The organism is Umezawaea tangerina (assembly GCF_003002815.1).
GTDB lineage: Bacteria > Actinomycetota > Actinomycetes > Mycobacteriales > Pseudonocardiaceae > Umezawaea > Umezawaea tangerina.
The window spans coordinates 104,437-118,098 of sequence record NZ_PVTF01000001.1; the positions used below are offsets into that span (position 1 = coordinate 104,437).

Below are 13,662 nucleotides of genomic sequence, written 5' to 3' on the forward strand. Positions count from 1 at the left end.
CGTCACGAACAGGCCAGGCAGCCAGCGGAAGGTACGAGCGACATGCGTACCGTGCAGACAGCCCCCACCCGCCCGGTGTGGGAAGAACTCGTCGCGGAGTTACCGGTCGGCGTGCTGCTGATGGATGCCGTGGGGAACGTGCTCGCCGGGAACCGGTTGGCGGCGGACCTGCTGGGGTTGCGGCAGGAGGACCTGCTGTCCAGCGGACGGCCGGTCGGGTGGGACGTCCAGGACGACTCCGGCGCCCCGCTGCCCTCGCGGGCGGAGCTCGCCGGTCAGGTGCTGCGGACCGGGGCGCTGACCATCCCCCTGGTCGTGACGCGGCACGGTCGGCGGCAGGCTCAGGTGTGGGCCGAGTACCACCCGCTGGTCATCCGCGGGGAGCAGCGCCTGCTGGTGCTGCTCCAGCCGGTGACGGTCGACGTCCCGCACAGCCGCGGGTTGCTGGACCCGTTGACGGGGCTGCCGGGGCGGGCGCTGCTGCACGACCGGCTGGACCAGGCGCTGGCACGGGCGCGGACGCACGGGACCGTGGTGACGCTGGTGCTGGTCGACGTGCACAAGATGGCCGCGGTGAACGCGGAGCACGGGTTCCAGCGGGGGGACGAGCTGCTGGCGGTGCTCGGCGGGCGGCTGCGGGAGGGGCTGCGGGAGGACTACACCGTGGCCCGGTACGGCGGGGACGAGTTCGCCGTGGTGGCCGAGCACAGCTGCGGGTCCGGGGAGGCCGTGGCCGAGCGGGTGCGGGAGCTGGCCGGGCGGGCGGTTCGGGTGGGGAGCAGCCGGGTCCGGCCGGGGGTGCGGGTCTGCTGGGTGACCAGCGACGGGGCCGCACCCATGCACGCGGTGATCGCGCACGTGGAGGAGAGGCTGCGCCGGTGAACGGCGTCGCGAGGCGGGAAAGGACCGAGCCCCCGACGCTGGTGCGTCGGGGGCTCGGTGTCTAGCTACCAGGTACTACAGGTGGAACGGTCCGTCACCGTCAGATGCGGGGCATCTGGATGGTGTCCTCGAGGTTGCCGAAGAGGGACCGGGTGTCCAGACCCGCGAGGGCCGGGGCGGTGGGGAGGGAGCGCTCGCCGTCGGCGGCCTTGAGGGCGTCACCGGTGGCGTCGAGCTTCAGACCGCTCAGCGACGTGGTCGGCAGGGCCGGCAGGGCCGGGGTGCCGAGCGCGCGGGGCTGGGCGACGGGGACGACCGGGACGACGACCGGCAGCGTGGCCGGAACGGCGACCGGGGCCGCGGGGACGGTCGGCAGGCTGCGGCCGGCGGGCGTCAGGGGCAGCAGGCCCTGGACGACCGGGGTGAAGCCGAAGTTGCCGCCGACCAGGGGCAGGGTGCCACCGAAGGAGCGCTCCTCCGGCAGGCCCAGCTCGTCGGTCGGGAGGGACAGGTCGCCCGCGGGCAGGTCGAGGCCCTGGGTGGGGAGCTCGACGCCGCTCAGCTGGTCGGTGTCGGGGAGCTGGTTCACCGGGAGGGTGCTCAGCATCTCCGAGCCGACGGGCAGGCGGTTCAGGTTGGTCAGGCTCGGGACCTCGGTCGCGCCGAGCAGGCTGTCCACGCCGACGGGGAGGTCGACGCCGCGGGCCACGTCGGCCGCGCGAACCGCGTCGGCGTCCTCGCCGGTGACCTGGGTGGTGTTGGTGTAGACGAGAGCGGTGGCCTCGCCGAGCACCTCGACCGGCACGTCGTAGACCTGCGCTGCGGCCTCGACCGGCACCGGGATGTCGTGGGCCGTGAGGGCGCCGCCGTTGCCGGTGGTGTCGGTGTCGCCGCCTGCCTGGCTGAGCAGGGTGCTGTCCGAGGTGGTCTTCGAGATGCCCGCGGCCGAGATCGGCTCGCCGAACACGGTCGGGACCGCGTTCACCGGGACGGTGACCAGGTTGCCCGCGAGCGAGGCGTCCTTGCCCGACGAGGTGCTGTCGCCACCGGCGATGACGGTGGTGTCGCCGAACGTGTTGGAGTAGCCGTTCGCGGCACCGGTGACGGTGTCCGCGAAGACCTGCACCGGCGCGGCGGCCTGGGCGGCCACCCCGTTGCCCGACAGGGAGCCGCGGTCACCGGTGGTGGTGACGTCGCCGCCCGAGATGGAGCTGTAGTGGTTGGCGGCGTCGCTCTCGACGTTGCTGCCGGCACCGACCGCGTTGCCGAAGACCTCGAGGGCCGTGGCCTCGGGGGCGGAGACCACGTTGCCCGCGATGGCGCCCGCGGCACCGTCGCTGGTCGCGTCGCCACCGGAGGTGGACTCCAGCGTGGAGTCGACGTTCGACGAGCCGTTGCCGACCGCGACGACGGTGTCGCCGAAGACCTGCGCGGGGTTCGAGGTCGGGACCTGCACGATGTTGCCCGACGCGGAGCCGTGGTGGCCGGTCGCGTTGGACGGGCCGCCCGCGGTCAGCGTGGTGTCGCTGGCCGTGTCGGTGTTCGGGTTGCCGACGAGCGCGGCGGCGTCGCCGAAGGCCTGCGCGCCGACGGCCGTGGGCGCGGTGACGATGTTGCTCGACACCGTGCCGTTGTCGTCCTGGCTGTTCGGCGTTCCGCCGGACGTGATGCTCTTGTGCTCTTCGGTGGTGCTGGTCGGCGTGCCCACGATGCTCGCGGCGGCGCCGTACACCTCACCCGGAACCACGACGGGGACCTGGCCGATGTTGCCGGAGCCCACGCTGTCGTTGCCGGTCGTGCCGTTGTAACCACCGGTCTCGGAGGTCACGTCGTTGTCGCACAGCGCGGCGGCGTTGCCCGCACCCGCGACGGCGTCGCCGCACACGTCGACGGCGCCCGCGGGTGCGGCGGTGACGGTGTTGGCGCCGAGCACCGAGTCGTCGCCGTTGGTGTACGTGCCGTCGCCCGCCTTGGCGGTGACGTCGTTGCTGTGCTGCGCGGCCGTGTTGCCGATCGCCGAGACGGCGTTGCCGCCACCGGAGACGGGCAGCGCCACGGGCGCGTCGGCCAGGTTGCCGGAGAGCGTGGAGCCCTCACCGGTCGTGCTGGTGAAGCCGCCGGCCTCGGCGTCGTTCACCGTGCTGCTGGTGGCCGTGGAGTTGGCCGCACCGGCGACCGCGTTGTCGTCGACCGACACCGGGCCCGCGAGCTGCGGCTGGACCACGTTGCCCGCGAGGGTGGCGGGGTCGCCGCTGGTCTGCGTCCACGAGGGGATGCCGTTGATGCCGGTGCGCGTGGTGCCCGCGTCGGCGGTCGCGCTGTTCTTCGCGACCGAGTCCGCGTTGCCGGCACCGGCGATGCCGTTGCCGTTCACCGCGGCGATCGGGGCCAGCGGCACGCCGACGACGTTGCCGCCGCCGGAGCTGTTGTCGCCGTCGGTCTTCAGCGAGCCGAGGGACTCGGCCGAGTTGCTGGCGTCCGAGTCGGTGTAGGCGTTGCCGCCACCGCCGACCGCGTTGTTCGTCACCTGGATGGGCAGTGCGCCCTGGACGGCGGCGATGTTGCCGGACAGCGTGCTGCGCTCGCCCGACGTGGTGATGTCGCCACCGGTGGAGGCCGACTGGTCGGCCGAGGTGTTGGCGTAGGCGTTGCCGAGGACGGCGATGGCGTTGCCGGTGACCTGCGCCGGGACGGCGAGGCCGACGGCGACGACGTTGCCCGCGAGGGAGCCGTTCGACCCGTCGGTCAGCACGGCGTCGGGCTGCGCGACGGACTGGCTGCACGTGGTCTCGACGCCCGCGTTGCCGCCGGCGGCGATGGCGTTGCCGCAGATGTTGACCGGCACGACGGCGTTCGGCTGGACCACGTTGCCGCGGAACACCGACGAGTCGTAGCGGTCGCTCACGTCGCGGACCAGCGGGTTCGCGCCGGTGAGCTGGTTGGTGCTGATCTCGCGGTGGATCTCGGGCAGCTCACGCTGGCCGACGGGGGTGCCCAGCGCGTTCTTCTCGATGTCGATCGGCACGGTGATGCCGCCGTCGATCGTCGAGGGAGTGGCGTCGGGGTTGACGTTCTCCTGGGCAGAAGCGATGCCCGTACCGAGCATCAGCAAACCACCAGTTACAAGCGCGGACTGGATTCCGCGCTTTGCCCAGGTCTGCATTGAGACTCCTTTTTCCTTTGTCCCTTGCGGGGGGATTTGGCGGGTGGCCGGACGCGAGGCGTCGGAAGCGGACCACCCAGATCGAGGGAGGCTGGGTGCGCGGCATCTCGACCAACAAAGGAGCGCATGGAGAAAGAGCGCGCCGGTCGATTACCCGGAACAGCGTTGGAAGCTGTTCAGGACCGCGCGCTCAGATCAGTCAGGGGTGCTGCCGGGCTGCTTTCCCGGAAGCACGGAGATCCGCTCGGTGGTGGGCTTGAGCGCCCGAGCCACAGCGGAGTTGTAGGCGTTGACGAACGCGGCCTGGGAGGCCGAGTTCTGGCTGCCTGCCGAACCGGAACCGTCGCCACCGCAAGAGCAGTGCACCGGCGTGTTGACCGGCGGAGCGAACGGGGCGAACGGCACCGGAGAGCGGTCTCCGGGGAAATCCGGGCGAGACTCGTCGCCCTGCGCGGTGCGCGGGGGGACGGGCTGCTGCGCCCACTGGTCGCCGAACCGCGAGTGGTGCGTGGCCGGGGCCTCCACGACGGGCGTGCCGACCGTTGCCGGTGCGACGACGTCACTGGTCGTGGGGGACACCTGGGACACGGCGCTCGCGGTCTTGCCGACCGGGAGCAGAGCGCTGGGGTCGAGGACTTCCGCCCAGCGCGGCTCGAACCAGGAACCCACCTCGTCGAAACCGCCGCGGAGCTGGTCCGCGACCTCTTCGAGCTTCGGGGTGGTGGCAGCGCGCGCTTTCTCCTGCTCGGCGCGCAGTGCCTGATCGATCCCAGCAACGGTCTGGGTGGCCGGCGCGACGACCGGATCGACCGCGGTGTTCATGCGGGCGGGCAGCACCTCGTCGAACTGGTGCTGCGACGCCCCGGCGGAAACCGCCGTCACCACGTCGGACTCCGGCGCCTCGGCGGCTGCCGTGGCCGTGGAAAGCACCCAGGCGGCGGCAGTGCCTGCCGCCGCACCGCCGAGGACGAGCAGAGCGCGGCCGAGGGCACGCCGAACTCGGCGCGCCCCCATCCCCGCTCGCTCGTCCACGGCAGACAACCTGGGTACCTCCACCTTGACTGGGTCGCCGACCGAAGTGATCAAGTCGACGTCGTGAGCCTGCCAGGAGGACGGCGTCGAACGCACGCCGCAGAGCGACGGTTCGTCACATCGTGTGACGGACACTCTGTGAAGTCAGGCGTGACTTCCAGTAGTCGACGCTGGTCAGATCCTCTTCAGCACCCGAGCCGCACCCGCCGCGGCGGTCGAGGCGAGGATCCAGCCGACCGCGATCTGCACGCTGGAGATCCACTGGGACGCCCCGGTGAACCGCCACTTGCCGTCCTGGCCGAGGTCGACGATCGGGATCAGCAGGTCCATCGACAGCAGCCAGGCGTTCCACACCGGCTCCTCGTCGGTGTTGAGCCGCTCCATGACGTGCCAGTTGAACCACAGCGACCCGGCCAGCCAGAACACCAGCAGCCAGGTGATCGCGAGCCACGGCCGGTAGCCGTAGCCGACCGTCCAGCGCTGGAGGAACCCCCAGACCCGGCCCGCGCGGCCCAGCTCCGAGTAGCGCCGGTGCTGCTTCTCCAGCTGCACGTGCTGGGCGAGCTCCTCCTCGCCGCCGTTGCGGTAGACGGCCGCGAGCTGCTCGTACGGGCCGGGCGCGAAGTCCGGCTGCACCTCGCGCAGCCAGCGCAGCCGGGTGTGCACGTCGACCCCGGCCGTCGCGGAGATCGAGTCGAACGTGAAGTCCTCCACGTCCACGCCGCCGGTCGCCGCCCACAGCCCCGGCCCGTCCGACACCGAGGTGGCCCTCGCCCTGGTCAGCACGACCCGGCCGACCGGCACCCGGTCGGCGTCGAGCCGCAGCACCAACTGGTGCACCTGGAGGCCGTAGGCGTTGAGCGCGATCTCGCTGCCCGGTCCGCCGAGGCGCGCGCCCGCGAACGTGGCCATCTTGCTGACCTCGGCCAGCCGGATCCGCACGCCGCCGTCGGCCTGGAAGCCGAAGCTGCACAGGAGGTCCTTGCCGATGGTGACGACCCGCGCGTCCAGCGACGGCTTCGCGGTGCCGTCGCCGCGGCGGCGCGGGTGGGTCAGGCGTGCGCCGGAGCAGTCGAGGGTGGAGCCGATGTTCGCGTTCTGCAGCCGGATCGAGCCCTTGGCCCGGAGGTCGCGCAGGAACAGGGTGCCGCCGACGCGCAGCCGGTCGGCGAACAGGACGTCGATGCCGGGGCCGTTGAGCTGCACCCCGGACAGGCTCATGCTGCCGCGCACGTGCGCGTCGACCAGCCGCACCTGGCCGTAGGCGCGCAGTGCCGTCTCGTACGCGCCGTCGCCGGTGAACCCGCCGTTGACCGCGCCGCGCGCCTCCACGTCGCCGCGGACCTGGATGCCGTCGGCGTGCAGCGCGACCGGGATGCGGCTCACCACCAGGCCGGTCAGGTCCTCCAGCTCCTCGACGACGTCCTGCCTGCCGATGACCGCTCCGGACAGCCGGAGGTAGCCGCCGATGTCGGCGTTGGGCAGCCGGACCGCGCCGGAGGAGGTGAACCCGTCGTCGAGCTCCACGTTGCCCTCGACCTTGATCCGGTCCGCGACCAGCGCGGCGGACTCGTCGGCCGTGCCGCGGGGGATGACCAGCACCGGCCGGTCCACCGTGCTGGCCGACCGCAGGCGCGCGCCGGAGAAGATGACGTCACCGCCGACGCGGGCGCCGTCGAGCAGGATCCGGCCCTCCGCGGTGAAGCGGCCGCCCTCGGCGTCGCAGAACAGGTTGCCCGCGATGACGACGCCGGAGGCCTCCAGCGCGTCCTGGGACGGGTTGACCAGCCGGGCGCCGCCGAGGTGGACGCTGCCGCCGATGTTCGCGCCGCGCAGCCGCACCTCGCCGTTGGCGCGCAGGGCGATGGCCTGGATGGAACCGGACACCCGGATGCGGGCGGCCAGCAGCGCGTGGTCACCCCGGCTGCGCAGCACCGCTCCCGCGAGCCGGAACGTGCCGTCGACCGTCGCGTCGGTCAGGTCGACCACGCCGTCGCTGGTGAACCCCGCCTCCAGCACCAGGTCGCTGGCCACCCGGAGGTTGCGGCCCCACAGGCCCGGCACCCGGCAGCCGCGCATCCGCAGGCCGACCAGGTGCGCCATCCGGAAGTCCGGCGGCTGCTCGAACGCGCAGTCCAGCAGGTCGATCACGGTCCGCAGCCGGGCGCCTTCGAGGTCGAACCGGCCGACCACGTCGGCGCCGCGCAGCCGCAGCGCGGGCACGCCGGGCGCGCGGACCCGGTACACGCCGTTGAGCAGCCCGGTCAGCACGGAGCCGCGGACGGTGCGCTCGGCCCGCTCCTTCGTGTCCTTCCTCAGGTCGATCGGGGTTCCGGACGCGTACGCCACGCATACCCGGCGCTCGACCTCGGTCAGCTCTTCGTCCATCACCCTCCCCCGCGACGACACGATCTGATCACCTGAACCACGGTGCTGACCAGGGATTCGCGGGATACGGTGACCAGCGTGACTGCACCCGAATCCGAGATCAGCAACCGCGTGCCGAGGCTGCTGCGGGTGAGCGCGGCGCTGAGCTGGCGGTTCGTCGCCGTGGTCGCCGCCCTCTACGTGGTTGCCAACGTCGTGTCGTTCCTGGCCACGATCGTCATCCCGGTCGCGATCGCGCTGCTGCTCGCGGCCCTGCTGTCACCACTGGTCTCCCAGCTCGTGCAGCTGCGGGTGCCGCGCGGCGTCGCCTCCGGACTGGTGCTGATCGGCGGCATCGCCGTGGTCGGCGGCGTGCTGACGTTCGTGATCACCGAGTTCTCCAAGGGCCTTCCCGAGCTGCAGACCCAGGTGTCGGCGAGCCTCGACACCATCCGCGGGTGGCTGAAGGACGGCCCGCTGCACCTGAGCGACGTCCAGCTCCAGGCGTACCTGGACCGGATGCTGAACACGATCAAGGAGAACCAGTCCGAGATCACCTCGGGCGCGCTGACCACCGCGGCGACCGTCGGCGAGCTGCTGACCGGTGTGCTGCTGGCGCTGTTCACCCTCATCTTCTTCCTGCACGACGGCGACGGCATCTGGCGGTTCGTCATGCGCGGCGTGCCGGGCGACGTCCGCCCGCGCGCCGACGTCGCGGGCAGGCGCGGCTTCGCGTCGCTGGTCAGCTACGTGCGGGCCACCGCCGCCGTGGCGGTCGTGGACGCGGTCGGCGTCGGCATCGGCCTGTGGGCCGTCGGGGTCCCGCTGATCGTGCCGCTGTCCGCGCTGGTGTTCCTCGGCGCGTTCATCCCGATCATCGGCGCGGTGATCACCGGCGCGGTCGCCGTGCTGATCGCGCTGGTCGCCAACGGCCCGGTCGCGGCGCTCGTGGTGCTCGCCGTGCTGATCGGCGTGATGCAGCTGGAGAGCCACGTGCTCCAGCCGCTGCTGCTCGGCCGCGCGGTGAAGCTGCACCCGCTGGCCGTGGTCCTCGCGATCACCGCCGGGTTGGTCGTCGGCGGCATCGCGGGCGCGCTGCTCGCCGTGCCGCTGCTGGCGGTGCTGAACTCCGGCATCCGCTCGCTGCTGTCGGACTCCGACGCCGACGTGAGCCCGTCGCAGGTCGACGTGCACGCGCCGCAGGAGAGCGGACCGGAGGACGGGTCGGGCGACCGGGTCAAGGACCTCTAGTGTCCTGAGTCGTTAGTTCGTGTGCAGGCGTAGGGTTCGGTGGCATGCCGAATCCGAAGCTGCCCGAGCTGGTGTTGTCCGACGACGAGGCGGGCGTGTTGCGGGGCTGGACGCGACGTCGCAAGACTGCGCAGGCGCTGGCCCTGAGGGCTCGGATTGTGTTGCGGTGCGCCGAAGGCGGCTCGAACAGTGAGATCGCCGCGGAGCTGGGGATTCAACGGGCGACGGTGGCGAAGTGGCGTTCACGGTTCGTGCTCGATCGGCTGGACGGGCTGCTCGACGAGGCGCGTCCCGGGCGTCCGCGCACGATCACTGACGAGCAGGTCGAGGCGGTGATCACCGCGACGCTGGAGTCGGCACCCGTGAACGCCACGCACTGGTCGACCCGGTCGATGGCCGCGGAGTCGGGGTTGACCCAGACCGCGGTGACGCGGATCTGGAACGCGTTCGGTCTGCAGCCGCATCGCCGCGAGGCGTGGAAGTTGTCCAAGGACCCGTTGTTCGTGGACAAGGTCAAGGACGTCGTAGGACTCTACCTCGCACCACCGGAGCGGGCGGTGGTGCTGTGCGTGGACGAGAAGTCCCAGATCCAGGCACTCAACCGCACCGCCCCGATCCTTCCGATGCTGCCGGGCACTCCGCAGCGTGCCACGCACGACTACACCCGGCACGGCACGTCGAGTCTGTATGCGGCCCTGGACATCGCCACCGGCAAGGTCATCGGCCGGCTGCACGCGTGGCACCGCGCGATCGAGTTCAGGAAGTTCCTGATCGCCATCGACAAGGAGGTGCCCGCGGATCTGGCGGTGCATCTGGTGATGGACAACGTCGCGACCCACAAGACCCCGATGATCAAACGCTGGCTGGCTGCCCACCCGCGCTTCACCGTGCACTTCACTCCGACCTCGAGTTCCTGGCTCAACCTCGTCGAACGCTGGTTCTCCGAGCTGACGACCAAGAAACTCCAACGAGGAAGCCACACCAGCGTCCGCGCGCTCAACCGCGACATCCGTGCCTGGATCGAGACCTGGAACGACGAGCCACGGCCCTACGTCTGGACCAAGACCGCCGACCAGATCCTCGACTCCATCGCACGCTACTGCACACGAATTAAGAACTCAGGACACTAGGAACTAGGCCATCTCCACCAGGTTGCGGCCGTAGCCCTTGGCGGTGAGCAGGGCGGCGTCGGCGGCGACCAGGAGGTCCGGCAGGTCGTAGCCGAAGCGGTCGGTGGTGGCCACGCCGATGCTGACGGTGAGCCCGGTGAGGGTGTGCTGGTTGCCGTCGGTGGCCACGGTCGGGACGGTGAGGCCCGCGACGGCGTGCCGCATCCGCTGGGCGACGGCCTCGGCGACCGCGGGCTCGGCCTCGGGGAGCAGGACCACGAACTCCTCGCCGCCGAACCGGCCGACGAGGTCGCCGCGCCGGGTGGTGCTGCTGAGCAGCAGGGCGACGGCCGCCAGCGCCGCGTCGCCCGCGAGGTGGCCGAGCTTGTCGTTGACCCGCTTGAAGTGGTCGAGGTCCATCAGCATCACGGCCATGGCCCTGGTCTCGCCCCGGCCCTTCGCCAGTTCGGCGCGGGCCCGGCTGTCCCAGTGGACGGCGTTGGAGAGCCCCGTCTTGGCGTCGCGCTGCGCGGACCGGCGCCACTGCGGCAGCTGCGCCGCGCGTTCGAGCAGCGCCATCGGCGGCCCGGCGACGAGGGTGTGGATGGCCATGGCGGTGGCGACGCAGCCCATCAGGCCGCCGATGCTGACGGCGACGACGCCGAGGATGGCGTCTATCGGCTCGCCGACGGTCTCCTCGAACGGCGCGCCCGGTTTGCGCAGCCGCAGGCCCGCGGCGATGAGGCCCGCGCGCACCACCAGCAGCACGGTGGCGCCAGCGACCATCATGTAGATGCTGTCCGACGGCTCGGTCCAGCCGTAGGCGAAGCGGGTGGCGAACACGGCCAGCGCGGTCGCGGAGAGCGTGAACAGCCAGCGGTGCGACTCCGGGCGCTGGGTGAGGACGCCGTGCAGCGCGGGGCCGAACAGGAGCAGGACCAGCAGGTTCGGCGGAAGCGCGATGATGCCCGCGGTGAGGTAGCACAGGTGCGCGGCCCACGGGTTGCGCTCGGTCTCGCCGAGGTGGTGGCTGTAGATGGAGCTGCCGATGATGACCGCGCCCGCGGTGCCCGCGATGGCGGCGAACCGGCCGACGTCGGCGGGTTCCGGGGTCGGGGTGGCCGCGATGACGAAGACGACGACGCCCAGTGCGGCCAGGTCGACCACGAGCCAGTAGACGAGTGCGGGCCAGCGCAACGTCCACAGGGGCCAGTCGCGCACCGCTTCCCTCCCCGCCGTGGGAGTGCCGATGTGGTGGCCCACCACCGGGCCGCCAGGGCTCGGCGCCAGCCTTGCACATCCCGGTGGCTCGGAGTAGTCGTCCACCTGGGGGTTAGCTGGGCCACTCCGACACGGCAGGATGGGGTGCGAAGGGAGCGCACCGTGCACATCAAGTCCGACGCCGAGGGGCCATCTGTGCTCGAGGACCCCGTCGCGCACCTGTGGCGGGGGACCGTCGCGCTACGCGTAGTCACCTTCCTCTTCGCGCTGGGCAACGTCGCGGTGCACGCCACCGGTTACGAACGGCAGTGGCTGGCCTGGGCGGTGATCGGCGTGATGGCGGGGTGGACCGCCTTCACCACCAGGGCGTACAGCCGGGAGTCGGGCAGGCAGCCGTGGGTCGTGCTCGCCGACCTGGTCGTGTCCTGCGTCCTGATGTCGCTCTCGCCGCTGGCCATGACGGACCTCCAGCTGCTCGCGAACGTCCCGCTGCTCACCACGATCTGGGCGTGCGGTCCGGCGGTGGCCGCGGGTGCGCTGGCGGGCCGGTACGCGGGCGCGGCGTCCGGCGGGGTCATCGGGCTGTGCACCTACCTCAACCGCGGGGCGATGAGCGTCGACCTGGTGCGGGACGTGGTGCTGCTGGCCGGGGCCGGGTTCGTGGTCGGCATGGCGTCGTCCACGGCGCGGCGGTCGGCCGTGCGGCTGGCGCAGGCGTTGCGGACCGAGGCGGCCACGGCGGAGCGCGAGCGGCTGGCCCGCTCCATCCACGACGGCGTGCTCCAGGTGCTGGCCCGGGTGCGCAAGCGCGGCATGGAGCTGGGTGGCGAGGCAGCCGAACTGGCCGAGCTGGCCGGCGAGCAGGAGGTGGCGCTGCGGTCGCTGGTCGCCGCGTCGCCGGTCGAGTCGACGGTGGACGGCGAGTCCGACCTGAACCCCGCGCTGCAGATCCTGGCCACCCAGAAGGTGCAGGTGTCCACACCCGCCACGCAGGTGATGCTGCCCGCCGTGGTCGCGCTGGAGCTGACCGCCGTGGTGCGGGAGATGCTGTCGAACGTGGACAAGCACGCCGGTCCGGGCGCCAAGGCGTGGGTGCTGCTGGAGGACCTGGGCGAACAGGTCGTGGTGAGCATCCGCGACGACGGCCCCGGCATCCCGGAGGGCCGCATCGACGACGCCGAGGCCGAGGGCCGGATGGGGATCGCGAAGTCGATCAGGGGACGGGTCGCGCTGCTCGGCGGCACGTTGGAGCTGCAGACCGGGCCCGGCGAGGGCACCGAGTGGGAAGTGCGCGTGTTCCGAGTAGGGGGAGTGCGGTGACGGTTTCGGTGATGGTGGTCGACGACCACCCGCTGTGGCGCGACGGCGTGGCCAGGGACCTCGCCGAGCGCGGGTTCGAGGTGGTCGCGACCGCGGGCGACGCGGCGTCGGCGACGCGGATCGCCCGCGCGGTGCGACCGGACGTGGTGCTGATGGACCTCAACCTGGGGGAGCTGTCCGGGGTCGACGCCACCGCGATGATCACCGGTGAGCTGCCGGGGACGCGGGTGCTGGTGCTGTCCGCCAGCGGCGAGCACGACGACGTGCTGCAGGCCGTGAAGGCGGGCGCGTCGGGGTACCTGGTGAAGTCCGCGTCCGCCGAGGAGCTCGTGGACGCGGTCAACCGGACGGCGGCGGGCGACGCGGTGTTCACCGCCGGTCTGGCGGGCCTGGTGCTCGGCGAGTACCGGCGGATGGCGGCGACCCCCGACGAGGAGGACAAGCCGCAACTCACCGAGCGCGAGACCGAGGTGCTGCGACTTGTGGCGAAGGGCCTGACAGCGCGGCAGATCGCGACCAGACTGGTGATCTCGCACCGGACTGTGGAGAACCACGTGCAGTCCACGTTGCGGAAGCTCCAGCTGCACAACCGGGTCGAGCTGGCCCGCTACGCGATCGAACACGGCCTCGACGCCGAACCGGAGGCTTGACCATGACCGATCCCAAGGACTACCGGGTGTCGGACGCCGAGCGCGAACACGTGATCGGCCTGCTCCAGAAGGCCATCGGCCAGGGTCTGATCACCCTGGACGAGTTCTCCACGCGCACCGACACCGCGCTGGTCGCGAAGACCAGGGCCGAGCTGAACGCGGTCCTGCTCGACCTGCCGGGCATGACGCACAACGAGCAGGCGCCGAAGGCCCTCGTGCCCAAGGACCGGGTCGAGATCAAGAGCACCATGTCGTCGGTCAACCGCAAGGGCCACTGGTCGGTGCCGCGGGAGCTGGTGGTGCTCAACAGGATGGGCTCGACCGACCTCGACTTCAGCGAGGCCGAGATCCCGCACGCGGTGGTGACGATCGAGCTGGACGTGACGGCCGGGTCGGTGTCGATCCTGCTGCCCGAGGGCGCGACCGTGGACACCGACGACGTCCAGATGGCGGCGGGCAGCGTCACGGACAAGTCGGGCGCGGGCGACGGCAGGCCGCACTTCGTGCTGACGGGTGTGGTGCGCGCGGGCTCGGTGAACATCAAGCGGGTCCGGATGATCCGGATGGGCGCCTACCTGGTGCGCATGCCGGGGTTCCGGGTGACCAGGGCCTGACCCCGTTCCCGGACGTTCCGAGTGGCGCCCGCGCCGGGTCGCGGGTCCACTTG

The 13,662-nt window shown here is 71.8% G+C and carries 10 protein-coding genes; 6 read left to right on the forward strand and 4 right to left on the reverse strand.

Annotated features, from left to right (window positions below):
• The first annotated feature begins 42 nt into the window (after positions 1 to 42).
• Positions 43 to 882: a GGDEF domain-containing protein gene (locus CLV43_RS00465; RefSeq protein ID WP_106184956.1), complete on the forward strand. Its 840-nt coding sequence runs from the start codon at positions 43 to 45 to the stop codon at positions 880 to 882.
• Positions 883 to 982: 100 nt separating this feature from the next.
• On the opposite strand, the gene CLV43_RS49935 is transcribed toward CLV43_RS00465, so the two are convergent.
• The 3 genes from CLV43_RS49935 to CLV43_RS00480 form a co-directional block, all read right to left on the reverse strand.
• Positions 983 to 3,988, reverse strand: a complete 3,006-nt coding sequence (locus CLV43_RS49935; RefSeq protein WP_106184957.1) for a beta strand repeat-containing protein — start codon at positions 3,986 to 3,988, stop codon at positions 983 to 985.
• Positions 3,989 to 4,240: 252 nt separating this feature from the next.
• Positions 4,241 to 5,173, reverse strand: coding sequence for a hypothetical protein (locus CLV43_RS00475; RefSeq protein WP_146174597.1), 933 nt, complete (start codon positions 5,171 to 5,173; stop codon positions 4,241 to 4,243).
• A 78-nt stretch (positions 5,174 to 5,251) separates the two neighbouring features.
• On the reverse strand, positions 5,252 to 7,465 hold the full coding sequence (locus CLV43_RS00480; protein WP_245886044.1) for a translocation/assembly module TamB domain-containing protein: 2,214 nt from the start codon (positions 7,463 to 7,465) through the stop codon (positions 5,252 to 5,254).
• Positions 7,466 to 7,543: 78 nt separating this feature from the next.
• Between CLV43_RS00480 and CLV43_RS00485 the strand changes: the two genes are divergently transcribed.
• Both CLV43_RS00485 and CLV43_RS00490 read left to right on the forward strand, forming a co-directional pair.
• Positions 7,544 to 8,695, forward strand: a complete 1,152-nt coding sequence (locus CLV43_RS00485; RefSeq protein ID WP_106185880.1) for an AI-2E family transporter — start codon at positions 7,544 to 7,546, stop codon at positions 8,693 to 8,695.
• 44 nt (positions 8,696 to 8,739) lie between these two features.
• Positions 8,740 to 9,825, forward strand: coding sequence for an IS630 family transposase (locus CLV43_RS00490; RefSeq protein WP_106184959.1), 1,086 nt, complete (start codon positions 8,740 to 8,742; stop codon positions 9,823 to 9,825).
• Between the two features lie 3 nt (positions 9,826 to 9,828).
• Here the strand turns inward: CLV43_RS00490 and CLV43_RS00495 are convergent, their stop codons facing one another.
• The gene (locus CLV43_RS00495; protein WP_106185881.1) at positions 9,829 to 11,025 is read right to left on the reverse strand and encodes a diguanylate cyclase; all 1,197 of its coding nucleotides are present in this window, start codon (positions 11,023 to 11,025) and stop codon (positions 9,829 to 9,831) included.
• A 162-nt stretch (positions 11,026 to 11,187) separates the two neighbouring features.
• Between CLV43_RS00495 and macS the strand changes: the two genes are divergently transcribed.
• The 3 genes from macS to CLV43_RS00510 are packed head-to-tail and all read left to right on the forward strand — an operon-like array spanning position 11,188 to position 13,609.
• Positions 11,188 to 12,345, forward strand: a complete 1,158-nt coding sequence (macS, locus tag CLV43_RS00500; RefSeq protein WP_106185882.1) for a MacS family sensor histidine kinase — start codon at positions 11,188 to 11,190, stop codon at positions 12,343 to 12,345.
• Positions 12,342 to 12,995 (forward strand): response regulator, encoded by a 654-nt coding sequence (locus CLV43_RS00505; RefSeq protein ID WP_106184960.1) that lies wholly within the window; start codon positions 12,342 to 12,344, stop codon positions 12,993 to 12,995. The genes macS and CLV43_RS00505 overlap by 4 nt, the downstream gene beginning before the upstream one ends.
• Positions 12,996 to 12,997: 2 nt before the next feature.
• Positions 12,998 to 13,609: a DUF1707 SHOCT-like domain-containing protein gene (locus tag CLV43_RS00510; RefSeq protein WP_106184961.1), complete on the forward strand. Its 612-nt coding sequence runs from the start codon at positions 12,998 to 13,000 to the stop codon at positions 13,607 to 13,609.
• The last annotated feature ends 53 nt before the right edge of the window (positions 13,610 to 13,662 follow it).

Bases quoted from the DNA above. Each gene is read 5' to 3' on its own strand.
- CLV43_RS00465 (WP_106184956.1), top strand. From the start codon at position 43: ATGCGTACCGTGCAGACAGCCCCCACCCGCCCGGTGTGGGAAGAACTC.
- CLV43_RS49935 (WP_106184957.1), bottom strand. From the start codon at position 3,988: ATGCTCGGTACGGGCATCGCTTCTGCCCAGGAGAACGTCAACCCCGAC.
- CLV43_RS00480 (WP_245886044.1), bottom strand. From the start codon at position 7,465: ATGGACGAAGAGCTGACCGAGGTCGAGCGCCGGGTATGCGTGGCGTAC.
- CLV43_RS00490 (WP_106184959.1), top strand. From the start codon at position 8,740: ATGCCGAATCCGAAGCTGCCCGAGCTGGTGTTGTCCGACGACGAGGCG.
- CLV43_RS00510 (WP_106184961.1), top strand. From the start codon at position 12,998: ATGACCGATCCCAAGGACTACCGGGTGTCGGACGCCGAGCGCGAACAC.